Here is a 25,997-nt window from a genome sequence, read left to right as displayed (position 1 = left end):
ATGCCTTTTCTCCAAATAATCTCTAAACAGACAAGTTTTTAATCTGCCTCATAATTTCATTCGTGATTTCAACCACTCTTTCCCTGTCATCCTTCCCTATCCCCACACTCTCAAAAGTAACGGGCAATCCAAAGTGTATTTTAATTTTTGTCTTTTTCGGTATCTTTGCCCCTTTTGGCAATGCCTCATATGTACCTGCTATGAACGCAGGCACAACCGGGGCGCCGCTTTTAAGTACAAAAAAACCAATACCCGGATTTCCCGGTTGCAATATTCCTTCTTTACTCACGCCGCCTTCCGGAAAAATCCCTAAAACACCCTTTTTTTTAAGCACACCTAACCCCTCTCTTATTGAAGAAGTATTTGGTCCGCTCTGCTGCACACAAATACAATGTAACAGCTTGAAAAACCATTTCAACTTCCCTTCATAATACAACTCGGTCATTAAAAACGAAATACGCCTCGGAAACATTGCCTGAAGCACAATTGGGTCCATATAGCTGAAATGATTTGCCGCAACGATGAGCGGGCCGGTGCGGGGTATGTAATCCTTATTTACCGATTCTATCCGATAAATGGCCTTTAACAAAACAATACCCAGGAGCTTTAAAATCAGGAAAAAACACTCGTTTAAAATACTCACATCCCCTCTCTTCCTCCTTAGTAAAATAATTTTTTTTAAATCGCGGTATTTGCCGCATATTGTAGGGGCGAAGCATTTGCTATAAATTGTCATAAATGCATTCATACCCAAACGGGCAAATGCTTCGCCCCTACTTTTTAAAAAATCTTTTAAAAACACCGCATAAAACAGTAAATAGAGTGCTGCATTGCATCCTATAAAGTGATATTGTATCATTTGAGTATATTCAATCTACTTAATTCAATGCTTAAGCAGTCCAATCTTTTCGTTAGGCAAAGAACAAACCCAACCCTATCTTTCAAAAAACTAAATTGTCACTGGAAAATCAGATAATGTATGAACCTATTGATCGTAAAATACGGGAGTTAGCGGTATCGGAACAGCATAAAAATATTGTGCTTACCGCCGGCGCGGGAACGGGAAAAACAACTATTCTCGTGCAAAGAATACTCCACCTGCTCCTGGCGCATAAAAGACTCCAATCCGAAGAAAGTCCTATTCTGAAAATCATTGCATTAACATTTACAGAAAAGGCTGCAAGTGAAATGAAAATCCGTCTTATGGAGGAACTGGAAAAAATCGTGGCCGCAATGAAGGGTATATGCAGACCAGAAGAAAGCTCACAAGTCAATAATTTTATCTCCGACTTACAAACCACTTATCACACGACATACAGCGAGATTGAACGCCGGGCAGTACAATCTCTGGCAGATATGGACAAGGCTATGATTTGTACGATTCACAGTTTTGCCGCATATATTTTACGCATGTTTCCTATAGAATCGGGAGTAGCGCCAGGTTTCACCGTTGATGAAGGGTCTGTATTTGAAGATCTTTTTGAGAAAGAATGGACTGATTGGCTGGAAGTGGAATTGTCGCTTACCTCAAAAAACACCGCAACATGGAAAAATGTGCTAACGAGAACCGAGCTGGAAACAATTAAGGCGTTTGCAAAACGTTTATCAGATTTTACGATCCCACTGGATACGCTGACACAGAAAACCGGCGATCCCGCAGCTCTTGATGTATTATTAAATCCTCATTGCGACAGTATCAATGCCCTTCTCCCAAAATGCGGGAAACCGGACAATAAACTCTTATCACAACTACAGGAATTTCTTACTATTTTTAATGAACTAAAAACCCAAGGCTTTCATTACTTAAGCAGTTTACATTACGACTTCGGGAAAACAATCTCTAAGGCAAAGAGCGGTTGGGAGGAAGCAGATGTACTTGTTGCGCAGGACATTGTTAAAAAATGCCGTATTTTCTTAAGAAAATTGCAACGTGTTGATGAATCTTTCATTGCTACGGCGCTAAACCTTGTTTTGCCGTTTTGCAAAACCTTTCGGCAAACATATCTGTCCCAGGGATACATCTCATTTGACGGGCTTCTTACCCTTGCCAGAAATTTGCTGCAAAACAACGCTTATTGCTCTATAAGGACATCGCTCAAAAAGAATTTTTCGGCGATCCTTGTTGATGAATTTCAGGACACCGATCCCATCCAATACGATATCATCCTCTTTCTTTCCGAAATGGCAAACCACCACAGCGACACCATACACAGTATTCCTCTTGAACCTGGGAAACTCTTTATCGTTGGAGACCCGAAACAATCTATTTACTCCTTTCGCAGGGCGGACATCGAAGCATACGAACACGTTGTCAAACAAATTTGCAATAATGAAGCGCCTCTCAGTCTGCTGGAAAATTTTAGAAGCCATTCCGGTATTGTAAACGCAGTGAACGACCTTTTCGGAGAAAAGATAATTACCGAACAACAAGGGTTACAACCCAAATACATTCCTATTCATGCAAAACGCATTCAGTCAGACCCCTTTCAAAGGATTGAAATTATTAGTGTTTCCGATACAAATGGAGAAGAATTGACTGCGGAAGCGGCAAGAGAGGCTGAAGCGGATTGGATAGCAAAATGGATAAAAAATAATGTCTTTTACGACAATGGCGGTGATACGTCCGCCGATGCTGCTACCTCTTACAAATTGAAATATAAAGACGTCGCCTTGCTTTTGCGTTCATTTACACAGATACGATCTTATGTAGAATCATTTAAAGAACATGACATACCGTTTATTGCAGAAGGGGAAAAATATTTCTATACCACCCAGGAAGTTATTGATTTCATGAATCTTTTACGTACTATTGAAAACCCTTATGACGCCATCGCCCTGGTGGGTATTTTACGTTCGCCCTTCGCCGGTTTGACGGATAATGAAATATATCTCCTCAAAATGAATGAACTTCTCGATTATCGCAAAACAATTTCAGATAACATTGGCATAGACGCAACCATAGGCGACTTTTACTCATTTCTCAGAAAATATCATGTACGTTCTCGGATTATACCCGTCTCCCGCCTCATTTCAGAAATTATCAATGATCCCTGCTTTGCCGGCATAACAGCAAGCGCATGGCAGGGAGAGCAAAGGCTTGCGAACCTTAAGAAATTTCACCGGACAGCCTGCAAGCTGGAACAAATGCAGGGGATTTCCCTTAAACATTTTATAAACAATATGAAAAAACACATCGATGAGGCAAGAGAAGAAGGAGAAAGCCCGCTTTCCGATGAGACACTCGATGTGGTAAAAATCCTTACTATCCATAAATCAAAAGGGTTGGAATTCCCTGTGGTAATTCTGGGCAATCTGCACGGTGAAGTAAAAAAGGAAAATGAGACCCTGGATTCCGCCGCATTTGACTGGAACACCTCCACCACGGGAATAGTACTTGGCGAAGGGGAGCAGCAACTAAGGAATCTGCAGAGCATCATTCTTGAAAACAAAATAAATGAACGTGCGTGGGAAGAAGAAAAACGGGTCTTGTACGTCGCCATGACAAGGGCGAAGGAACGGTTGATTCTCACCGGTACATTAAAGGATAACAACAAATCTTATATTGGATTAATTATGAAATCCTTATCTGATGCGTATGGCATATCGCTTAATAATGAACCTAAAATACCCTCCGGCCATGTCAGGAAAATAGTTTTTGGAAATAGCGAGATATTTCTTGAAAATTTCAACTATACCGGCGCGAGACGCTTTGTTTCAAAAACCGCAGAAAAAATGTGGGATATTAACTGGAATTCATTTGTCCGAATATGGAATGACCGGAAACAATCAATGCTTGCAGAAATAGAAAAACCATTGTTTACTTCTCCTTCTGCTTTAAGTGAAGAAATATCACCCGTGCACTATGAAACTCCAACACACAACAAACACACTGATTCTTCGGAAATACAGCAGGAATATGCCGCCGCAATTGGTTCTTTATGCCATCAGATCTTAGAGAAGTGGAACTTTCAGGGAACGCTGCAGGCACTTTATGATTTGATAACATCTTCAGTTACAATACATTTCACCAATGCAAGCCTTCACCACACGATAATTCATCTTATAAAAACAGAAGCTGTTACTATACTTACCGCTTTTTTTCATTCGAAGGCATACAATGAACTAAAGAACGCAAGGATACTTGGACGTGAAATACCAATACTTCTGCATTGGGAAGGGCAAATAATGAGGGGTACAATTGATATTATTTATGAATTTGAAAATCAAACAATTATTGCCGATTATAAGACAGACTACACCTCATCGACAGAGGATAACTATGTTCCTGCAAACACCTGCCATGAAGAAAATGCATTCAGTAAGAAGGAAGAAATAAACATAAACATCCCCTCACCATCATACACGCTTAAATACCACCACCAAAAAACCATTTATACGGAAGCGGTAAAACGTTGTCTGAAAATTAACAATCCTCTATTTAAAATCATTTTCCTGCGAAACGGAACGTCTGTATTCATTTGACGCTTCAAAAGAACACGGGTTTTGTAACTCCTCAAAAAGTTGTAATAGTTGCAGTTGGTGGAAGGAAGAAGGGGAAATTTATTGAGGAACAGGTTTTACATCCATTAACTCCGCACTTCAGTGCGGAGATACCGTAAAATATCCCGGCATTAGCCATCACTTTCAGCTATGCCGTATCCTGACAGGGTTTCGGGCCCTGTCAGGATTAAAACCAGCAATTCCTTATTCAGTAAAACTTATTTGGTTAACGTTACTTTCGCGCTCGCTCCCAAACTCCTGTTAGGGAACTTAATTGCGCGGGAAACTACATCCGTGGGTTCAGGCTTCATCTGGAATTCAGCCGAACGGTTGCAAACCTGAACCCGCTGGGAGTCGGGTAATGTTTACGCTAAATAGTAACATTTATTTCTTCTTTTTTGCACTTGGTTTTGCAGTTGGTTTTACAGTTGCCTTTGATTTTGTTTTCGGTTTTGGCTGTGGTTTTGCTTTTACAGCTTTTTTTATCAAGGATGTTCCTGTTTTTTTCTTTTCTTTCGCTAACGGCGCAGGGTTACAGAGTTGATCCCGTTTGGAGGCAATGCGTCCGCAGGAATTACATACATATTTAAGTGTCACAAGTTTAGGCGCACACACATGGCGCGGGTCGCTGGTTAACGTACCGCAATAATAACATGCTATCGCCCTTTGCATCTCGATAGGTTTACATAAATGCCCTTTGTTCGTTGTCGTCATACCACACGTTTCACACGTATAAACAGCCATAATTCTCCTCCTATATCTGACCTTTTTTCGATCTATAATAAGTTAAAAGATATTGATACATTTCATCCTCTGTCGCAAATACTTTTTTCAAATAAGAAACAGCCTCTTCAATATTTCCCTTCTCTAAAAATATTAAACCAATATTTCCATAAGCAGCAGTGAGATTCTCATCAAACAGAATAGCCTTTTTATATTCTTTTATCGCTTCATCATACTCTCCTTTCCGGTAGTAAACAGTACCTATATTATTTCGCAAAACGGCATTTTCAGGGTCTTCCGCAATAAGCGCCTTATACTCATTTATTGCTTCTTTGTAGTTGCTGTTGTTTTTATATGCCAAAGCAAGCGCAGTACGTATTTGTTTATTTGATGGATATTCATTCATTGCATCTCTGTATGTTAAAATCGCCTTGTCATATTCCATTATATCCATAAATCTATTGCCCCGCATTAACAGGAGTGTTTCATGAGGTGTTATCGTCCCCCAACACCACACAAACGTTAACAATAGCATCAAACTCAATACCAGAAAACTTCTCTTTTGCGGAATAATTTCTGCTATTGTTATACGCTTCTTCTCAACTATTTTTATTATCATCACAGCAATACATAATCCCCATACAGCGCCAAGCAACGTTTGGAAACTGCCAAGATATTTTTGTGTGTAAAATGCCGTGATTATTCCACAAAAAACAAGAATCAACTCAACGTATATATTATAACTGCCCGAGTCAGGAATCAACCATCTGAACTTACGGGTCAAAGATAAGGCGCTCATGCCGGATTTGTACCCTAACGTCCCATTTTTACATGCATCCTTACAGGAAAGACATCGTATACAATTTGCATTGACAACAGCGCTATGTTTGGCAATCTCTTCGTGTACCGTTATTCCCATAATACAATTTCTCGTGCAATTCATACATCCGGAACATTCCCTGATTTTCCTTATTCGCCATAAACTAATATTCTCAAATAGTGCAAGAAGGGGAGCCCATGGACACACGTATCTGCAGAATGCCCTTGATCCCATAAGATAAATTAAGAGAAAGGCGTCAAATAAGAGAAAGGATGCAATAATAGCAGGGCTTCGGGGGAGGTCTGCCGTCATAACCTGCGTATCACTGATATTAATATGAAACTGAGGCATGCCATAAATATACCAGAATTCGAAAATGGCGGTTATAGTCTTCAGGAGAAATACATACTGTATGATATTTGCTCTGGAATGGATAATTGAGGGATTTATTCCACACTTATTAAGCACCCGTAAAGCAAATTCCTGGAAAAAAGCAAAGTGGCATCCCCATCCACAGAATACCCTTCCAAAAAACACTGTTATAAATACAACAATAATAAAAAAAGCGGCGGCGGAATTCAGCAGACCAAAACCCAAAAGGGTGACAATACCATTCAGGCTAAAGGTTCCTACCTTCTGAAATCCATATTTATACCACAGCAGAATATGGACTATTATGAATACATTTATTGAAAATAGTATAATTAACCTTTTTTTATTGATATTCATAACATGATAAAATCAACCAAATGAATAATACCTTTTGAAGATTACTATTTTTAGGCGTGAGGGTTAGAGGCTTGCCGCGTATCGTAGATTTGAAATATTCGGGAGAGGTAACTGTAAAGAGGCCTTTTGAACTTTATCATCAAAGACCTCTTTGTTGGTTCACTTCTTAATATACCCCCAAGGGGATTTGAACCCCTGTCTCCAGGCTGAGAACCTGGCATCCTGGGCCTCTAGACGATGGGGGCGCTCAGGTTAAATATCACTGTAAGAACAACTTGTCTGAAAACGAATAGTTAGTAAAACTACAATATTTATTTTCTTATGTCAACAAAATTCATCCTGTTGCCTGAAATTCCTTTCTCTGATTCACAAAGAAACCCTTCTCCCCGATTTTGTGATGGCAGTTTTTCCAAAATCGGGCATCTTTCCTAATGCATTTGCGTTAAAAACAGGCCCGTCAATACATATGCGCTGCCCACTACAGTCGCATTGGCCGCAAATGCCAAACCCACATTTAATATATCTTTCAATTGATACTTCACAATCAATATGGCGTTCATTGCAAAATTCAAATATCTTGTACAACATTTTTTCAGGACCGCATGCATATATCTTTTGATAATTATGTTGCCCTGTTAATTCTCTCAACAAATCAACCGTTGTTCCTCTGTAACCAAAAGAACCATCATCTGTACACAATTTCATATCTTTGAAACGATGTTGAAAAAGCAATTCCGGCATAGTCCTTGCCCCTTGAATGATTGTCGTATTTTTCTGCATATCCGCTAAACACGCAATAGAAGCCATTCCAATACCACCGCCTACAATACACGTAGCCGCATTGTTTTCAGGAAAACCATATCCCATGCCATACGGTCCCCTTATACCTATCTGATCTCCCTTTTTTTTTGTATGCAAGGTTCTTGTAAATTCGCCCCTTTTTAATACAGTTATCCCGGCAACATTTCCATCAATATAGGAAATAGTAAATGGTTTCTCATCATTTAGCGGAATCCAAACCATAATAAACTGCCCCGGCTCATACTGTCCGGCATACTCAAAGAAAAACGTTTTTACGTTTGGCGTCTCATCTATGATATCACATATTTTTACCATTTTTGGCTGTTCAATCATGGGCAATACCTACAAGATCATTAATAGTGTTATACCCGTTTTCAATCATCCACTGCTTCATTTCAGCGCACACCTTGCTGAAAACATTAATTCCTCTTGTGTAAACGCCGGTTCCAATGCCAACAGCCGAAGCCCCTGCCATCATCATCTCTATCGCATGCCTTCCTGTAGATATGCCCCCTACTCCGATAATTGGAATTTTCACCGCTTGGTAAACGTCATACACACAACGCACGGCAATTGGCCGCAAGGCATCACCGGTGACGCCCCCGACCCTAAACCCTAACACAGGTTTCTTTGATTCAATATTAATTACCATTCCAGGACCCATTGAATTAACGGCAGTAATGCCGTTTGCCCCCGCATCCTCTGCTGCTTTTGCAATTGAGGTAATTTCAGGCACATTTGGTGATATTTTCACAAATATAGGCACATTTGTTTTTCGTCTCACCGCAGAGGTTATTTCGTAGGTAGCCTTAGGAGTTCCCTGTCCTGAAAGAAGACCAAAACCAGGGGTATGCGGACAAGAAAGCGGTATTTCAATAGCGGAAAACCCGGATGCTGACAGCCCCTCTGCAACAGCAATGAAATCATCCGTACAGGTTCCAATAATGCTGGCAATTACAGGAACGCCTACTTCATTAAGGTTCGAATATTCGATACATGCGGCCTCAACACCAGGATTCGAATATCCTACGGCATTTAACATTCCCGCCTCGTAGGTAATAACCGTTGGATTATGGTGACCTTCCCTTGATTCCTTGCTTACAGATTTAATCGTTACCGCACCGGCTCCACTTTCTGCCACTCGTTTTAACAATGCCTTTGTGGTCCCCAGTATCCCCGAAGCCAGCACCGTTGGATTCGACAATCGCATATTACACAAATTTATTGATAATGTTACCTCTGTCATTTTACCAGTCGCCTTTTAAGGTTGCGATGAATTCTCTTAACTTGCATACCCGCATCTCAACTTCTGCATAATACCCCATGCCAAAAATGCCTGACAAACCATTATGAGCAACAATAATATCAAGGTTTCTTTCCAGAAAATCAGGCAGACCATTAGGGTCATACCCTGCATTACAGGCATAGAACACCCCTTTTGTATCCGCCTCTACCTCAAACTCCCTGAGATGGTTTTCTAACGATAACGCTGCAACTTCATCCCAATTAGCATTATTTTGCAGTGAGAAAACATTCTTAAGTTCCATGTAAAATTTTGATGCATGCCTCAGTGATGAATGTGCAATTTCATGGCCTATAATACAGGCCAACTCATCTTCAGTTTTTGTTAATTGTAATAAGCCGTTTGTAATATAGATATGCCCGCCAGAAGAAGAGAAAGCATTGATAGAATAGGATTGTATTATACTGCAAAAGTATGGAAGGGTTTTTCTCTCTGAAACTGCAACGATTGATTGAGTAATATCATTTATTTTTTTATTCAGTTCTGCATCTGTAACAAAATGACATTCACGGCTTAAATATTCATCTACTTTCCTGCCAAGCTCTATCTCTTCTTCTTCGCTTAATCCGGGATTATCACCGTTCAGATGCCATTCGTCATTCGCAAAACAGCATACACCGGAGAAGAAAATAGCATCTGCTACCGAAAGAATAAAAATGGCAAAAAAGATTCTTTTCCATTCCATCGTATCATCTTACCGTAATTATTGTATGAGATTATCTGCGGATGGGGGCTTGAAACTTAAACCTCATATTTTATGCTGTTGGACTCGCCCAAATGATTGTATTCCGGCATGACTATTACTTATATCATTTCAACGATTCCAAAAACTTTTCATTAAAAGAATCGTTAAATAGTTTGTTCTGCATTTCACGCGCAACCTCATACCAATCATCTATTAACATATCTTTTACTGCGCCTCTCAGTGTACATTGAAAGCTTATCACCTGTTTATTTTCCTTTGTTGTAGCGGTATTTATCGAGACTATGGCATATCCACCTATTTTTTCTACAGGCAGTGTGTATTTACTAAAAATATTATTAGGAGAATATACCCTGCCATTGTCGTTTATTGATGGCAATATTATTTTCATAATCTTGTTTATCTCAGAAAGATCCGCAATATGTTCCTGCCAAAATATTCTATCCTGGTATGTTAATTCACAGAACTTAACAGGAAATTCTGAATGCAGGTTATTTTGGACAAACGCTGCCAATTGTGCATATCTCTTGTAAATACTGGTAAAGCCAGGGTAATTCTTCTCTCTTTCTTCATCTTTTTTAATCCAATTGAAGAATATTTTGTTAAATTGCAATTGTACCAGCCAATTTGTATCAAGGGTGCTAAGCCGGTACAATACCGGCCCTGTATAATTATAATCAATTTTAGGCTCTAAACTGTAATCAACCATTTCAAGATCTTCCAATGGATTCCCGTACCGAATGACTGGATAATCATTTTTAAAAGCATTGATTATTTCATATATTAACCCGTTTTTCCCTAAAACAGGTTGTTTGAGAGTAATCCCCATAATTACTTCTGACAAGGGCGCCTTTGAATACGTATCATCCATATTTCACCATTTCTTAAAAAACAAAAATTCAATACTAAAGTGTTACGTTTGTTTTTTGTTATTCAGGATCAGGACATGTGCAAAACCCGTCCCCTGCTATCACACATTTAAAACAGTGCGTGTATCTCATTTAATCGGGAATTATACAAATGTTCAGGTAAACTACGATGGTATTTTGTGAAATGGAGCGGGCGATGGGAATCGAACCCACATATCTAGCTTGGGAAGCTAGTATTCTACCACTGAATTACGCCCGCTTTAAAACCCTATGGTATGTAATCTTGATTCGTTTAAATTTGGCTTTTGACTACTGTTTATCATTGTTGAAGCGTCACAAAGACTCCCCTGATATGCACCTCTTTTTTCCAACTCCTGTGTAATCATTGTTGTGATGCTCGCCTTACCGGCTTTCCATATGGGAGATATAAGGAAGTTGCCATGAGTATCCCCTACTAATCTTTGTATCGTAACATCCGGAGGTATACGTTCCAGAAAATCTGCAGCCAGCCGCACATACTCATGAATATCCAAGGTTATCACATTCCCTTTGAAATATTCTTCAGCCAATGCGGTATTCTTTGCCACATACAGGTGATGCAATTTGATCCCCTGTATACCCATATCCGCAACCGCATCCGCGGTCTTCATCATATCATCGCCAGTCTCGAAGGGGATTCCCAAGATAACATGAACGCATATATTGATGCAAGTTTTTTTTGTAAGGTTTATTGCTTCAACAAAAGATTTATAATCGTGCCCTCTGTTAATGCGCTTCAAAGTTTCTTCATGTATGGATTGAAGCCCGTATTCAATCCATACATGATATTTTTCCGTGTAGCTATTAATAAGATTTAAAATGTCCTCATTAACGCAATCAGGTCTGGTACCGATGGAAAGGCCAATGACGTCGCTGTCTGACAATGCCTCTTCATAGCATGCTTTTAGCGTATGAACATCAGCATACGTGTTAGTAAACGATTGAAAGTAGGCGATAAATTTTTCAGCGCCATACCTTTGTTTTTGAAACGATTTCCCCTTTCTAATCTGTTCCGTTATCGATAAAGAAGGTTTCCTTACATTTGGACTAAAACTTTCATTTGCGCAATACGTACATCCGCCCACCCCGGACCTCCCATCCCGATTGGGGCAGGTAAAACCCGCATGGAGCGCTATTTTATGCACTTTGAAAGGAAACTTTTGTTTTAGATATTCGCCAAAAGGGAAAAATCGATATTTATACAAATAATCAGTTTGAGCATTTAAAACAGACACTTTATTCATAGGGTGAATCTAACACGAATATGAAGCATTATCAAATACAAAACATTCCGGCTCACTATTAAACTGTCAAAATTTTCAAAGGGAATGCTATTGATTGTAATTGTACCCGAATCAGTCTCATGAAAATATAAAAAAAAGAGGGTTTAAAACCCTCTTTCTCTAATAAGTTATATTTTGTTTCTTTTGTGCAAAATACCCTTATTACCATTAATCCACACAATTCTTTATCAATCTCTTATATTCCAAATACTCCCTTTGCGCTTCTTCTTTCATCCCTTTTCGTTCGTATATAAGGGCTAAACCATAATGTGCTTTTGCAAAATTGGGATCAATACGAATCGTCTCTTCAAGCGCTCTGGCAGCCTCGTCCAATCTCCTGTCTTGTGAATATGCATTCCCCAGGTCAAAGTATATTTCAGGATTGTATGGATTTATTTCAATCGCCATCTGTAATGAAGTAATCGCTTCATCTAACGCCCTCTTATCCGAATAAGGGTTTTTTATATTATAATGTGCTGAAGCCGCTTTTTGAACGGAAGAAACGGCTTTAACTAGTGTTCGTTTATTTGCGTATGCCAAACCCAGCCTGTAATGAGCATCGGCGTTATCGGGGTCAAGTTTTATAACAGTGCGAAATTCTTCAATAGCATTATCAAATAATTTTTCATCCGAATATACAATTCCCAGGCTATAGTGCACCTGTGGATTCTTAGCATCGATTTCTATCGACTTTTTGTAAGAAGCCACAGCCCCATCAACGTTTCCCTTTTTATAAAATGTCAAACCAAGATGATAATGTGCCAGTGCGTGCCTGGGATTTATCTCTGTAACTTTACTAAACGCATTCAACGCGTTATCAGGAAGTCCGTTATTCAGATATATTTGCCCCAGAAAAAAATGGGCATCGGTATAATTAGGATTTATCCCAACCGCATCTAACAGAATTTGAATTGCTTCTTCAGTTTGATCGTTCTTTACATAAACAACACCAAGATTGTACATTGTTTCAACGGCTTTTGGATTTATTTTCAGGGCGCTTTTGTATTCAGAAACAGCCTCGGAAAATTCCCCCTGCACACGGTACACATCACCAAGTTTCTCATGCGCCAGGAAACTATCGGTATCTAATTGCAGTGAAGAACTAAAGGTGGCTTTCGCATTATCCCACATTTCTTTTTCCAGATAAAGCAACCCTAACTGAAGATATGCTTCTTTATATTTAGGATTTATTTCAATCGCTTTTACAAGTGCGGAAATCGCTTCGTCCAGCATTGTCCGGCTATTATATGCAATTGCAAGATTAAAATGCGCCTCTGCCAGCCCGGGATTAATACGAATCGCTTTTTGGTAAGAACTAATTACTTCATCAGGCATATCCACCTTGGAACACCCGCATATGCCAAGAGAAACTAATACTGCCATTATTATAGGTCTGTAAAATGGCCATACTAGATTCTTTATCATTACAGATTCTCCCATAAAAGTGCTGTCAGTAAACTATTAAACAAATATAATTACTTTGAGAAATGATTACACTTATATACCTACGCTAAAACTCGTTGCCCATTGATAAAAAGAGTCAAACACTTATGCAATGGATTATTTATCATCTTAATGATTTGTTTTCTTACAAAGAAACCATGCTCTTTGCCGTTAGGTCTAAGGGAATATATCAAATAGCCTATATATTGTCAAATGTTTATTTTATAGCTATTTAGACAATTTAGAGGCAGTTATTCCCAACCAAGTTTTCTGATTTCTTTGATAGATCGAACAAACTCCTCAGACACTTTTGAAACCGAAATACTATCCTTAAATCTCACACTAATATCATACAAAATTTCATCTTTTACCAGGTCTCTTTCGAATCCATAATGTTGCATTTCCATTGAATTTTTTCTCAATATTTCCAAAATCACTTCCAGGCACGATTGCGTGCCCGCGATACACAATTTTAATGTCTGATATTTATCCCGCCTTACGTTCTTTTCGAAAAAAGGCACAAAGAATAATGTGAAGAACACTATCAGAGTTGTAAACAAGGCTGGGAGAAAACAATTACTCCCTATCGCCAATCCAATGCCGGCGACCACCCATAAGGAAGCCGCAGTAGTCAATCCCCTCACCGACGCCTTAAATCTCATAATTGTTCCCGCCCCTAAGAACCCAATGCCCGTCACTACCTGAGCTGCTATCCTGGCAGGATCAATCCTAATGATCGAATCATCGGTATACATTTTATATTTTTCAAACATATTTTCCGAAACCACCATCATTAACGCCACACCAACACAGACAAGGATGTGTGTTCGTAATCCTGCCGGCCTTCCCCTTGTTTCTCTTTCCCATCCAATAATCCCTCCTAAAATAGCTGCCAGTAAGAGTTTTCCAATGGCAGTTTCAAATCCACTCAATATGCTAAAAATATGAAACATAATCTCTCCTTATCTCCCAAAACACACCGTTTGTTTTCTTCGCTCATTGAACAACCTGGAATAACGCATGTTGTTATTTTTTTCCGCTCATATAAATACAAAATATAATTACCCAATATCCTGTGGAAAATAAAGAATTCCTTCCAAAATTCCCCCTTAATAAAGTGGGATTGAGGGGGTTGTTACCGCAAGATATTGGGTAATTACTACAAACTATACTCATCTTTATACTCTTCTGCAATTTCAGCAAATATATGCCTAATCTCTAAAAATGCATTCACGATAACCGGATCAAAGTGAGCGCCGGAACACGCTTCAATCTCTTTTACCGCTTCTTCATGCGTCCATGCCCGTTTGTAGGGACGCCTGCATCGCAAGGCGTCGTATGCATCCGCAAGGGCGACAATCTTTGCGTGCAATGGAATCTCCTCTCCGGCTAATCCCTGCGGATATCCAGTGCCATCGAATTTTTCATGATGCATATAAACTATGCCCGCCGCCATTTCCATCATTGGTTTTCCCCTTAACAATTCATACCCTAAAAGTGTGTGATTTTTCATTATTTCATACTTTTTTTTCGTTAAATTTTTTTTATCGAGCAATATCGTGTCAGGAATCCCCATTTTCCCAATATCGTGCAGTGGAGAAAACAGTTCGATATCTTCACAATATTTTTTCGGCATATCAAGATGTTCTGCGATTCTCCGTGAATACATACCCACACGTATTACATGCTTTTCCGACTCGTCGTCCCTCATTTCAGCAATGTCAGCTATGGCACGGTAAACATCCATGCGGATATTCACCTCATCTTTTGTTCTGTCCGTTACATCGAATGGAAACCAAATATAGTTGATAATGTTGCCTTTTATATCAAAAACACCATTAATTATTAAATGTACCCAGACAAGAGAACCCTCTTTTGATCTGTTTGGCAGTTCTCCTTCCCAAAACGCAATTTCGGGATTCGCAAGGGAATCCCATAGTTCTTTAAAAAACACTTCATACCCTTTTTCTGAAATACCCAAATCACTATAAACTAAACGATCAGGATTAATAATATTGACATTTTTTCCTATCATTTCATCCTGCGAAAACCCGTATACCTTTTCAATCGCCGGATTAACAAATACCATCTTTCCCACCGTATCAGTTATTATTATTCCCTGCGTTGACTTACATAGCCCTTCAAAATAAAGCCTGCGTTCATTATTTGCCTTCGATAGATGTTTATCAATCTGATCTAAATCGATATTTGCCATTTCCAAATCACGTTCATATCTTCTAATAATGAAACCTGCCAACATATACGTTATCAATCCCGATATAACCGATACCATAACGCCAATAATTACATGAGGATAGACAAAGCTTTTCAATTTTGTTTTTAACACAGGTAAGTGCTGATGAACAAAAAGACGAATATCCGTATTATCAACAAGAGACATTGCAACAATAGTAACAGCGTCTCCTTTATGGAAGACCCCTTCAAAGATATTATTATCGGCAAAATCCTGGTACCGGTATTTTTCAAGACTATTTAATCTTGTAAAATAACCCTCATTTACATTGAGATTACTTTTCAGTTCAAGACCTGGCATTGCGATAACCCTTCCTTCGCCATCCACAGCACAAACAAACCCTTTATTCGGGATTATAACTTCATTGCAAATATTCTGTATCAAGTGGATCTGCCTTGGCCTGGGCAATTCAGACAACATATACCTGGCAAAAGATTTTATAATCGTATTTGCTATGGTTTTATTATCCTGCACTATTTGATGCTTTAATTCGCGTAAAACAGATTTATATGACACGCCTGCAAATAACGCAGCACCTATGAGTGCTATTAACAAAACACTACCCGATAAAATCCATTGCATCCTTGATTTCATAATTTGCGCCTTATTTTGTCTAAAAAACATTTTACGATTTGGAATTTACGATGTACGAATCCTTCCCTCCCTTTTGGGAGAGACCAAGGGGTGATCGCATTACGATTGTGGTTTCTTTTTTATTAATTATAGTATCTTCCAAAAAAAAAAGGGGCAACATTAATCAATAATAATGTCACCCCCTCTTTATAATCCGCCTTAAAGAAACTCAGAAACAATTTATTTTTCTGCTATTTCATAATCCGATTTATTATTCATCCTCGTCTTCATCTTCATCTTCATCATCATCTTCTTCATCATCTTCATCTTCGTCTTCGTCAACATCTTCGTTATCATCGTCTTCTTCGCCTTCTTCGTCCATTTTCCCTTCTACTTTTTCCTTCACCTCAGCTCTTTTTGTTTCTATCTTCTCTTTAATATCCTTCTTTTTTGTTTCTATTTCTTCTTTCACTTCAGCTCTCTTCGTTTCAACATCTTCTTTTATTTTTGCCTTTTTTTCTTCTACAACCTCTATAGGTTCATCACGTCTCTTTCTTACCTCTGCTTTTTTGACTTCCTGTTCAATCTTTTTTTCTTTCGCCTTTACTTTATTTTCTGCCTTTTTCTTTTCAATTTTTGCTTTTTGCCTGGCGCGTTTCTCCTCCGGCGATAATTTTTGATGTTCCTCCTTCTCCAATTCTTCGTAAGTCTTAGCATCCAATTTATTAACTACCGGACTTTGCAACCATAAAAGTGAAAACATAAAGGTTGCAAATACAACAAAAAAAACGTTCCTCATCATAACTCCTTCTAAATAATACATTTTTGAAACCAAAGGGATTCACATCCCTACTTTTTCAATATTTAAGTCGACATAGCCAGAACCAAACAAACACGAAACAATCCTCAATCCTCAATTTGCTGACTGTAGATTGCCGATTGCCGATTGTAGATTGCAGGCTGATATGCTTTCAAATGCTATAGAAATCAACAAATATTGTCAAGTGGTATCTCAAAATATAACTTGTGTAGATTCGCGGCTCATGGTTTGGGAACGCTCTGTATTTTTCTATAAAAAGGTATTATACTTTTACCACCATAGATATTGTTATATTAACAGAAAAGAATTGCTCCTCGATGAGCGTAACTGTTTAACTTCTCACATGCCTGCTGTTATGAATAAACAAAATGAAATAACAAAATGGCTTCCTGTTACCAGGAAAGAAGTGGAAATGCGGGGATGGGGTCAACTGGACGTCATTCTTATATCAGGCGATGCATACGTTGACCATCCAGCCTTTGGCGCTGCGGTGATAGGCAGGATTATCGAGAAAGAAGGATACAGGGTTGCAATTATTCCTCAACCAAATTGGCGTGACGGTCTGCATGATTTCAAAATACTTGGCGCACCGGTATATTTTTTCGGGGTAACCTCTGGTTGTATGGATTCTATGGTAAACCATTACACTGCCAACAAAAGGCTCCGTTCCGACGATGCTTACAGCCCTGGCGGAAAAACAGGGTTGCGCCCCAACTATGCCGCCGTCACGTATACAAAAATATTGAAATCTCTCTACCCTGATGTCCCCGTCATCATTGGCGGTATTGAAGCTTCCTTGCGAAGGGTGACGCACTATGATTACTGGTCGGACAAACTGATGCCTTCTCTTCTTGAAACAAGCGGAGCCGATTTGCTGGTGTATGGAATGGGAGAAATGCCCGTGAGAGAAATCCTTAAACTTTTAAAAAAAGGGGTACCCCTTCACCAACTGACTATGGTGAAACAAACGGCTTATCTCCGGAATCAAGGCAACGGCACGCCAAAAAACAAGCACTGGAACGACATTTATATACATTCCCACCAGAAATGTTTGGAAGATAAAAAGGCATTCGCTGCAAATTTTAAACAAATAGAACAGGAATCAAACAAGGTCTTTGCCGACCGTATTATTCAAACTATTGGAGAAAAAACGCTGATTATCAATCCGCCATTTCCAACAATGACCGAAGAGGAGATTGACGCTTCTTTCGAACTCCCTTACACAAGACTCCCCCATCCGAAATATAAGACGCTCGGCGCTATTCCCGCGTATGAAATGATTAAATTTTCAATCAACACGCATCGCGGCTGTTTTGGCGGATGCAGTTTTTGCACCATCTCTGCGCATCAGGGAAAATTCATTGCCAGCCGTTCACAGTCTTCTATTATGAAAGAAGTGGAACAGGTAACCAACATGCCTGATTTCAAAGGCTATATTTCAGACCTTGGCGGCCCATCCGCCAACATGTATAAAATGAAAGGCCGAATACAGGAAATATGTGATAAATGCGTCCGCCCTTCATGCATTTATCCCGCTGTTTGCGACAATCTCAATACAAACCATTCTCAGATAACCGAAATTTACCGCAAAGCCGATGCACATCCAAAGGTGAAAAAGGCATTTGTAGGCAGCGGTATCCGGCACGATTTATTGACAAAAAGCTATAATAAAAAAGCCGATACATCCATTTACGACTATTTGGAACAACTTTTAACCCGGCATGTTTCCGGGAGGTTAAAAGTTGCCCCTGAACATACTTCCCCGGCAATCCTTAAATTGATGAGAAAACCGTCATTTGAACATTTTAAGGAATTTAAAAGAATATTTGACCGTATTGATAAACAACACGGACTCAATCAACAGCTTGTCCCCTACCTCATCTCCAGCCACCCGGGATGCACGGAAGACGACATGGCATCCCTCGCCGCAGAAACCAGGGAACTCGGATTCCATCTGGAACAGGTGCAGGATTTTACTCCCACACCAATGACCGTTGCAACCGTCATGTACTACTCCGGTTACCATCCCTATACGCTTAAAGAATATTACGTACCCAGGTCAATCCGTGAAAAAAAGGAACAACATCGTTTCTTTTTCTGGTATAAGAAAGAAAATCAGGATTGGTTAAGGAAGAAACTTTTTGCATTGAAAAAACCGGATTTGCTAAAAAGACTTTTCCCCTTCGGGAAAACGAAATCACACCCGCAAACAAAACCCATCAGGGAAATAATGTCCCACAGACCGCCTAAACAAAAGCAGCGAAGGAATACGTTCTAATCTGATGGTTACACTCCGATTTACCCATCATTACATACCACTGATGGTTCTCACGCGGGTTTTAGGTCTGTAGCCTGCCCCCGGGTTTATGCAGTCAATCTCCGAAAAGAGGGATAAGGGAGAAGGAACAACCCGGAAATCACTACGAATAAGACAGTTTTAATGCAATTATTCCTGCCACTATCAGCAGTACCGATACTATCCTCAAAATATTTGTCGGGTCTTTGAACATAAGTATGCCAATAATAAATGCGCCAACAGCGCCAATTCCGGTCCAAATAGCATATGCCGTACCCATAGGTATTGTCTTTTGCGCCAACCACAAGAATGCGCCGCTGAAACCCATAGACGTAACAGCAAATATAACACACATAACTTTGTGCTCTGTTGTCTGTGAAAGCTTTAAGCCCAGCGGCCAACCTATCTCAAATAAACCCGCAACAATCAGATATATCCAGGCCATTATCGCTTACCTCTTATTTTTAGGCTGATAAAAAACGGTAACGCATAACGCAGCACACTATCGGCGGGTAATAAACCGCAGGGCAATTGCGGCCAGGTTACAGCGCATTGTCACGCATTCAATCTCGTTCCCAATCTCCACAAGCCTTGACAAAATGGAGATTTTACACTATTTCGCGATATTCACTCCCCATTTTAATGGAAAACAGTACTTGTGAAACAAGAATAACAAAACTTGGAATTTCAGCAACTGGAATCCCGATATTATTTGTTATTTGGAAATTGTTATTTGTAATTTGTAATTTGTACTTTATAACACTATTGATACGGAGAATTGAAACGGATGTTTATGCAGTTGGTTCACCTATCCTGCACACGGTCAAAAGCCGTGAACAATACAAAACGTTTCGTTTCACTCGTACACAATTGAACCAGAAATGAATGAATTTAGGCTGCTTAGCAGTTCTGCCTCACAATGACATACGGGGATTACCTTAATTATCTATTTGCAAATGCAAGCATTATGACCCCTGCAGCCCGTATAAATATATTGAAAATTCCTATACACACACTTATCAATCACTATGCCACTGCTTGAACTAACAGAAAAAAACCTGAATAAGAATATCTTAAGACTCTGCATACCAGTCGCCATTGAAAACTTGCTCCATATGAGCGTTTTTATTTCTGACACTATAATGGTAGGCAGGCTCGGAACAGACGCCATTGCCGCTGCAGGTCTGGCTGGCTCCTTATTCTTTTTCATCTCCCTGGTCACCTCCTCTTTGAGCTATGGCGCTTCAAGCATCGTGGCAAGACACATTGGCGCAAAGGAAAAAGGCCATGCGCAACTTGTGGCATCCCAGGCGCTCCTCATTGCACTCTTTATGGGAGTACTCATCCCGCCGTTTCTGATATATTTCGCAAGGACGATTTTTATCCTGATGAGTGCGGAGCCAAAAGTGGCGGATATTGGAGAGAGGTATTTTCAAATTGTCTCCGGTTTTTTAGTTTTTCGCCTCATTATTTTTGTAAGCAGCGGCATACTTCGTGGCGCGGGGGACACCAAAACGCCAATGAAAGTAACTTTCATCGTTAACTGTTTTAATATCTTATTCAACTGGTTGCTTATTTTTGGAATAGGGCCATTTCCCATGCTTGGTGTGGCAGGCGTGGGATGGGCAACCGCAATTTCATTTGCAATCGGAGCGGGTTTGCTGTTGTCAAGGCTTTTCAGTGGAAAATGCGTCGTGCACCTTCAATACGACACTATAAAAAACCTACACGTTGCCTCTATCAAGAGGATTATGCGCATTTCATTTCCCGCCACCATTGACGCCCTTCTCACACAAATAGGGTTTTTGTTCTTCACGAAAATTGTCGCCATACTCGGCACCGTTCCGCTGGCCGCACATCAGGTAGCCATACGCATCGAATCAATGTCGTTTATGCCTGGATTCGCCCTTGCGGTATCCACCGCCACATTGGTGGGACAGAGTCTCGGCACGAATAACGTGCCTCTCGCTCTGAAAAGCATGAAACGCAGTTGCCTCTTTTCTGTTTGTTTTATGTGTTTCTTTGCCATTGTTTTCATTGTTTTCCCGTCACAAATGGCAAAAATGTTTAACCCCGCTCCCGATGTACTCTCTTTGGCAGTCGTGTGCATCATGATTGCCGCCATTGAACAGCCAGCGCTGGCAATCTATATGGTTTTTTCCGGTGGGCTACGCGGGGCGGGAGACACGTTAAGCCCGATGCTCATAACCATTGCCGGTACACTGTGCCTGCACCTTCCCTTGGCCTACCTGTTTGGAATCAAATTTGGATGGGGATTGGGAGGCGTATGGCTGGGAGCGGCAATCGACTGGATATGCCGCGCCATTGCTATCTTCATTCTCTATAAAAGAGGCAGATGGAAGACCATTATCGTATAAACAATAGTAACCGTTCACAGGGTTTAAGTTATTGCTAAACTGGTACTTAATAAATTATGAATTTATCACAAAAAAAATTGAATTGCTAAAGCGCTTATTTCCCGCGCATTAAATTATTGATAACAAGCGCATCTTTTGTATCTCGCATTTCGTGCTTGCTTAAAAACTCTAGTTCCCAAGTTCCGGCTTGGTAACGAGAAGAAATCCACCCCCTGCACCCCCGCCAGCGGGGGACATTCTCCCCCTTTGGAGGAGGTAAGGGAGAGGATTTTGGAATTTGTTTCGGATTTCGTACTTCGAATTTCGTATTTTTTATTTCTTGCTTCTTTGGTTCTGGCTATGCAAGCCGAAGAATAACTTTATCTCACATTGAAATACCATTTATACCAGTCGGTAAATTTTTTCAAACCCGTTTCAATTGGTGTTGCGGGTTTAAAACCAACGTCTTTTATCAGTTCATCAACATTTGCGTACGTAACGGGAACATCTCCCGGTTGCATGGGGAGCATTTTTTTCACCGCTTTTTTCCCCAAATACTCCTCTAATATCGCAACAAACCTCAGGAGTTCCACCGGTTTATTATTGCCTATATTGTACACCCTGTAAGGAGCATTGCTGGTAGCGGGGTCGGGATTCTCTCCGTCCCAATCAGGATTTTTACAAGGTATCCTCATCATAACCTTTACCACTCCTTCAACAATATCATCAATATAGGTAAAATCACGCTTCATTTCTCCATGATTAAATATATTGATCGGTTTCCCTTCAATAATTGCCTTTGTAAAGAGAAAGTACGCCATATCCGGTCTTCCCCAAGGTCCGTACACTGTGAAAAAACGCAGACCCGTGCAGGGGATATTGTATATGCCGGAATAGGTATGCGCCATAAGTTCATTGGCCTTTTTGGTTGCCGCATATAAAGAAGCGGGATGGTCTACGTTGTGATGTTCGGAAAAGGGGATTTTTGTGTTCTTTCCGTAAACAGAGCTGGAAGATGCGTAAACAAGATGTTGTACGTTATTCTGCCTGCAACCCTCCAGTATATTGATGAATCCGACTATATTGCTATCAATATATGCGTGTGGATTAATGAGAGAATATCTTACCCCAGGTTGTGCGGCAAGATTGATCACACCATCAAACTTTTCTTTTTTAAAAATTAATAAGAGGGCGTCTTTATCAATTATATCCAGCGTATGAAAAGAAAATTGTTTGTCATTTATAAGCTGTTTAACCCTATCATGTTTCAATGTGGTATCGTAATAATCATTTATGTTGTCAATACCCGTTACTTCAAATCCTGATGCTAATAATTTTTTTGAAACATAATAACCAATAAACCCCGCCGCTCCGGTAACAAGTATCTTTTTCATCTGAAAATACCTCTATGTTAAATTTATGAAGGGTGATTCGTTAAATCGTCAAATCGTTTTAATCATATTGTACAAAATTGTAGAGACGCACGGCCGTGCGTCTCTACTTAACCAAGTAGTATGTTGACATTATCCATCTAATTTTTTTAGTATACAGCTAACCAAAATCTCAACCATAACTGTCTTTTAGCAAATTTACCTCCCCACGGGGGAGTCATTCTTAATTAAAGAAAAGAATAGTGCAATCATGTTGTTTCGCAATAAAAAATTAAGAAATTCCGACCCTGACTATAGTACCAAAATTAAATATAGTACTGAAATGCTTGCTGTTTCGGAAGATAGTACAATTGAAACTGCTTTTGAATTTATCCGTGACAGTAAGCTCTCTGGTAATATTTTTTATTGCTATGCCACTAATAGTGAAGGGAAATTGACGGGCATAATACCTTTAAGAAAACTAATCACTTCTCCCAAAAGAGCAAAGATTTCCGATATTATGGTACGCAACCCCATCAAACTATTCCTGCAAAGTTCTTTAGATACAGCGCTTGAATATTTTTTAATGTATAAATTCCTGGCCTTTCCTGTTGTTGACGAACAAGGAAAACTCATCGGCGTTACACGGGTTAACGATTTAATAGCAGACACAATAGCTATTGAAGAGGATGTGGAACAGGCACGGGATGACCTGCTCAATATAATCGGTATAAAACTTGAAGAATTTCGAAAACCTTCTGTTTTCAAAAGCGCCTTTTTACGATTCCCCTATTTACTTTTCAACATTATGAGCGGAATTACTTGTGCACTGATTACAAACCTGTTCAGTATCACCTTAGACAAGTTTATTTTTACCGCATTCTTTATAACGATAATTTTAGGTCTTGCAGAAAGCATGGGCACTCAGGCAGTTGCGGTTACTCTTTCTTCATTTGGAAGAACTATAAAAATGAAAGGTATTGTTCTTTACGAAATACTCATCGGTTTGAAAATAGGCGCTCTGTGCGGCGGAATCATGTACCTGGTGTCTTTTTTATGGCTACATGAACAGGTATTCTCTATAGTCCTGTCTCTAACGATCTTATTTACCATTGTTACCGCTTCTTTTTTTGGATGTATTTTACCGATACTCTTTAAGAAAATGGGTATTAATCCAACCCATGCCTCGTGCCCGCTTGTATTGGCAATTTCCGACGTCATTTCGTTGACCGCATATTTTTCACTCGGGACATATCTTCTTAAGCCGTAGTGAGTGTGAAAAGCTATGCCCGCGAAACTTTGACAGTCATTGTATTAAACGAAACACCAAAAATAAACAGACAATATGGATATAATATCAATTTCAACCGGACTAATAGCAGGGCTTTTTGTTTCCTACATCATTTTCTATTTGCTAAACAAGGCAAAAACTGTTTCTAAAACAGACTATGAAACATTAAATGCGAAATTCCATGAAACAAATACACAATGGAAGGTTTCAGAGGACAGGCTTTTAGTGCAACAACTGGAATATTCAAAATTGAATACGAAGTATGAATCAGCAGCAATAGAGCTTACAGGACTTCAATCCAAATCCTCTTCATTGGAAACAACCGTTAAAAACAATGAATTAAAAATTGCTGAACTTTCAAAGGTAATGGTAGAGCAAGCGACCTTAAACACATCTCTGCAAAACGAAATCAATTCATTAAAGCAGAAAATCGCCGAAGGAAATGCAACTAATAATTCATTGAAAGAAAATTTGAAATCTCAGAAAGAACTCAATCAAAAACAAGCAGACGCATTAGCCCAACTATCAGACAAAATAACGAAAATAACCGCAGAGAACAGCACACTGACTGCCAAAAATTCTGCACTAACGGAAAAACTATCGACTCAGAAAGAAGAGATAACCAAAATGCAGGAAACCTCTCATTTGCAATTTGAAAAAATAGCAAATCAAATTCTGGAAGAAAAAACCGGTAAATTTACCGAAACAAATAAAACAAACATTGAAGCTCTTTTAAAGCCGCTTGGCGAAAACATCGACAACTTCAAAAAGAAAGTTGAAGAAACGTATGACAAGGAGTCTAAGCAAAGATTTTCACTTGAAGAGAAAGTCAAAGAATTAGTGGAACAAACAAACAAAGTAAGTAGTGAGGCTAATAATCTTGCGACGGCACTTAAGGGTCAGGCGAAAAAGCAGGGTAACTGGGGAGAAATGATTCTTGAAAGTATCTTGCAAAAATCAGGATTGGTAAAAGACAGAGAATACTTTTTGCAACAGACAATAAAAGACGAATGTGGAAACAGCTTAAGGCCCGATGTTTTGGTGAAACTTCCCGACAACAGAGTAATAATTATAGATTCAAAAGTATCATTAGTCTCTTATGACAGGTTTTCATCAGCAGAGACGCCAGACGAACAAACAATTCATTTGGCAGAGCATTTGAAATCAATTTATGGACACATAGACGACCTGCACGGAAAAAAATATGATGCCCTTGAGGGGTCATTAGACTTTACAATGATGTTTGTTCCTATTGAGCCTGCATATTTAATATCCATTCAAAAGGATCAAGACCTTTGGGCATACGCTTATGAAAAAAGGATACTACTCATTAGTCCAACAAATTTAATTGCCTGCTTAAAGTTAATGGCTGACTTATGGAAAAGAGAGATGCAAAGTAAAAACGCAATGGAAATAGTAAGAAGAGGGGATTTACTCTATGAAAAATTTGTTACATTTGTTTCAACTCTCGAAGATGTCGGAAAACATCTTAATAAATCCCGGCAATCATATAACACAGCAATTGCGCAACTAAATAGTGGAAGCGGCCATTTGGTTGGACAAGCATTAAAACTCAAAAATCTGGGATTAAAATCAAACAAAGAAATTCCAGCCGCTATGTTGCCGACAGACTTTGAACCAGAACAAAACAAGCACGAAATACTAAATGCAAAATCCGAAAAAACTTCTAATGACAAAATTACTTGAAATTCTAAACGAACGTAACAATTTAGTATTTTGGAAGATTCCAACAATGTAGTGCGATGAACCTCGTCGCACTACATATTTTGTGCTTCGTATTGTTGCCTGCCTGTACGTGGTCA

Annotated in this window: 19 protein-coding genes and 2 tRNA genes; 5 read left to right on the top strand and 16 right to left on the bottom strand. The window is 39.4% G+C overall.

Translation table 11 applies throughout. The features are described 5' to 3' along the window. Positions 1 to 22 precede the first annotated feature (22 nt). A complete protein-coding gene (locus ABJL82_RS05165) occupies positions 23 to 643 on the bottom strand; it encodes a lysophospholipid acyltransferase family protein (protein ID WP_347273654.1) in 621 nt (206 codons plus the stop codon). Between the two features lie 332 nt (positions 644 to 975). Here ABJL82_RS05165 and ABJL82_RS05160 point away from each other — a divergent pair, with 332 nt between their 5' ends. Next, a complete protein-coding gene (locus ABJL82_RS05160; protein ID WP_347273653.1) occupies positions 976 to 4,482 on the top strand; it encodes a UvrD-helicase domain-containing protein in 3,507 nt (1,168 codons plus the stop codon). Positions 4,483 to 4,884: 402 nt separating this feature from the next. Here ABJL82_RS05160 and ABJL82_RS05155 read toward each other — a convergent pair whose 3' ends face one another. The 13 genes from ABJL82_RS05155 to ABJL82_RS05095 form a co-directional block, all read right to left on the bottom strand. Further along, on the bottom strand, positions 4,885 to 5,244 hold the full coding sequence (locus ABJL82_RS05155) for a hypothetical protein (RefSeq protein WP_347273652.1): 360 nt from the start codon (positions 5,242 to 5,244) through the stop codon (positions 4,885 to 4,887). Positions 5,245 to 5,254: 10 nt separating this feature from the next. Then, positions 5,255 to 6,772 carry a tetratricopeptide repeat protein gene (locus ABJL82_RS05150; RefSeq protein ID WP_347273651.1) on the bottom strand — a complete coding sequence of 506 codons (1,518 nt, stop codon included), beginning with the start codon at positions 6,770 to 6,772 and terminating at the stop codon, positions 5,255 to 5,257. A gap of 172 nt (positions 6,773 to 6,944) precedes the next feature. Continuing rightward, a tRNA-Glu gene (locus tag ABJL82_RS05145) sits at positions 6,945 to 7,017 on the bottom strand. A gap of 121 nt (positions 7,018 to 7,138) precedes the next feature. Then, on the bottom strand, positions 7,139 to 7,906 hold the full coding sequence (locus tag ABJL82_RS05140; protein ID WP_347273650.1) for a dihydroorotate dehydrogenase electron transfer subunit: 768 nt from the start codon (positions 7,904 to 7,906) through the stop codon (positions 7,139 to 7,141). After that, positions 7,899 to 8,819 carry a dihydroorotate dehydrogenase gene (locus tag ABJL82_RS05135; protein WP_347273649.1) on the bottom strand — a complete coding sequence of 307 codons (921 nt, stop codon included), beginning with the start codon at positions 8,817 to 8,819 and terminating at the stop codon, positions 7,899 to 7,901. The genes ABJL82_RS05140 and ABJL82_RS05135 overlap by 8 nt, the downstream gene beginning before the upstream one ends. Position 8,820: 1 nt before the next feature. Next, positions 8,821 to 9,561 (bottom strand): M48 family metalloprotease, encoded by a 741-nt coding sequence (locus tag ABJL82_RS05130; protein WP_347273648.1) that lies wholly within the window; start codon positions 9,559 to 9,561, stop codon positions 8,821 to 8,823. Positions 9,562 to 9,685: 124 nt separating this feature from the next. Continuing rightward, positions 9,686 to 10,450, bottom strand: a complete 765-nt coding sequence (locus tag ABJL82_RS05125; RefSeq protein ID WP_347273647.1) for a TIGR04255 family protein — start codon at positions 10,448 to 10,450, stop codon at positions 9,686 to 9,688. 183 nt (positions 10,451 to 10,633) lie between these two features. Next, a tRNA-Gly gene (locus ABJL82_RS05120) sits at positions 10,634 to 10,707 on the bottom strand. Between the two features lies 1 nt (position 10,708). After that, positions 10,709 to 11,731, bottom strand: coding sequence for a TIGR01212 family radical SAM protein (locus ABJL82_RS05115; protein WP_347273646.1), 1,023 nt, complete (start codon positions 11,729 to 11,731; stop codon positions 10,709 to 10,711). Between the two features lie 207 nt (positions 11,732 to 11,938). Continuing rightward, a complete protein-coding gene (locus ABJL82_RS05110) occupies positions 11,939 to 13,195 on the bottom strand; it encodes a tetratricopeptide repeat protein (RefSeq protein ID WP_347273645.1) in 1,257 nt (418 codons plus the stop codon). Between the two features lie 269 nt (positions 13,196 to 13,464). Then, positions 13,465 to 14,166, bottom strand: a complete 702-nt coding sequence (locus ABJL82_RS05105; protein WP_347273644.1) for an MgtC/SapB family protein — start codon at positions 14,164 to 14,166, stop codon at positions 13,465 to 13,467. Between the two features lie 206 nt (positions 14,167 to 14,372). Next, positions 14,373 to 16,061 (bottom strand): HD domain-containing phosphohydrolase, encoded by a 1,689-nt coding sequence (locus ABJL82_RS05100; RefSeq protein ID WP_347273643.1) that lies wholly within the window; start codon positions 16,059 to 16,061, stop codon positions 14,373 to 14,375. 250 nt (positions 16,062 to 16,311) lie between these two features. After that, positions 16,312 to 16,842: a hypothetical protein gene (locus tag ABJL82_RS05095; protein WP_347273642.1), complete on the bottom strand. Its 531-nt coding sequence runs from the start codon at positions 16,840 to 16,842 to the stop codon at positions 16,312 to 16,314. Between the two features lie 373 nt (positions 16,843 to 17,215). Here ABJL82_RS05095 and ABJL82_RS05090 point away from each other — a divergent pair, with 373 nt between their 5' ends. Then, positions 17,216 to 19,138: a YgiQ family radical SAM protein gene (locus ABJL82_RS05090; protein ID WP_347273641.1), complete on the top strand. Its 1,923-nt coding sequence runs from the start codon at positions 17,216 to 17,218 to the stop codon at positions 19,136 to 19,138. 142 nt (positions 19,139 to 19,280) lie between these two features. Here ABJL82_RS05090 and ABJL82_RS05085 read toward each other — a convergent pair whose 3' ends face one another. Next, positions 19,281 to 19,601, bottom strand: a complete 321-nt coding sequence (locus ABJL82_RS05085) for a multidrug efflux SMR transporter (protein ID WP_347273640.1) — start codon at positions 19,599 to 19,601, stop codon at positions 19,281 to 19,283. 583 nt (positions 19,602 to 20,184) lie between these two features. Here ABJL82_RS05085 and ABJL82_RS05080 point away from each other — a divergent pair. Further along, the gene (locus ABJL82_RS05080; RefSeq protein ID WP_347273639.1) at positions 20,185 to 21,534 is read left to right on the top strand and encodes an MATE family efflux transporter; all 1,350 of its coding nucleotides are present in this window, start codon (positions 20,185 to 20,187) and stop codon (positions 21,532 to 21,534) included. A gap of 359 nt (positions 21,535 to 21,893) precedes the next feature. On the opposite strand, the gene ABJL82_RS05075 is transcribed toward ABJL82_RS05080, so the two are convergent. Next, positions 21,894 to 22,907: an NAD-dependent epimerase gene (locus ABJL82_RS05075; protein ID WP_347273638.1), complete on the bottom strand. Its 1,014-nt coding sequence runs from the start codon at positions 22,905 to 22,907 to the stop codon at positions 21,894 to 21,896. A 247-nt stretch (positions 22,908 to 23,154) separates the two neighbouring features. Here ABJL82_RS05075 and ABJL82_RS05070 point away from each other — a divergent pair, with 247 nt between their 5' ends. Both ABJL82_RS05070 and rmuC read left to right on the top strand, forming a co-directional pair. After that, the gene (locus tag ABJL82_RS05070; RefSeq protein WP_347273637.1) at positions 23,155 to 24,153 is read left to right on the top strand and encodes a magnesium transporter; all 999 of its coding nucleotides are present in this window, start codon (positions 23,155 to 23,157) and stop codon (positions 24,151 to 24,153) included. Positions 24,154 to 24,228: 75 nt separating this feature from the next. Beyond that, positions 24,229 to 25,881: a DNA recombination protein RmuC gene (gene rmuC, locus ABJL82_RS05065; RefSeq protein ID WP_347273636.1), complete on the top strand. Its 1,653-nt coding sequence runs from the start codon at positions 24,229 to 24,231 to the stop codon at positions 25,879 to 25,881. Positions 25,882 to 25,997 lie beyond the last annotated feature (116 nt).

It is taken from the genome of Candidatus Kuenenia sp. (assembly GCF_039794105.1).
Lineage (GTDB): Bacteria > Planctomycetota > Brocadiia > Brocadiales > Brocadiaceae > Kuenenia.
Note: the sequence above shows the minus strand (reverse complement) of the source record. Positions and strands in the feature narration are given on the sequence as shown.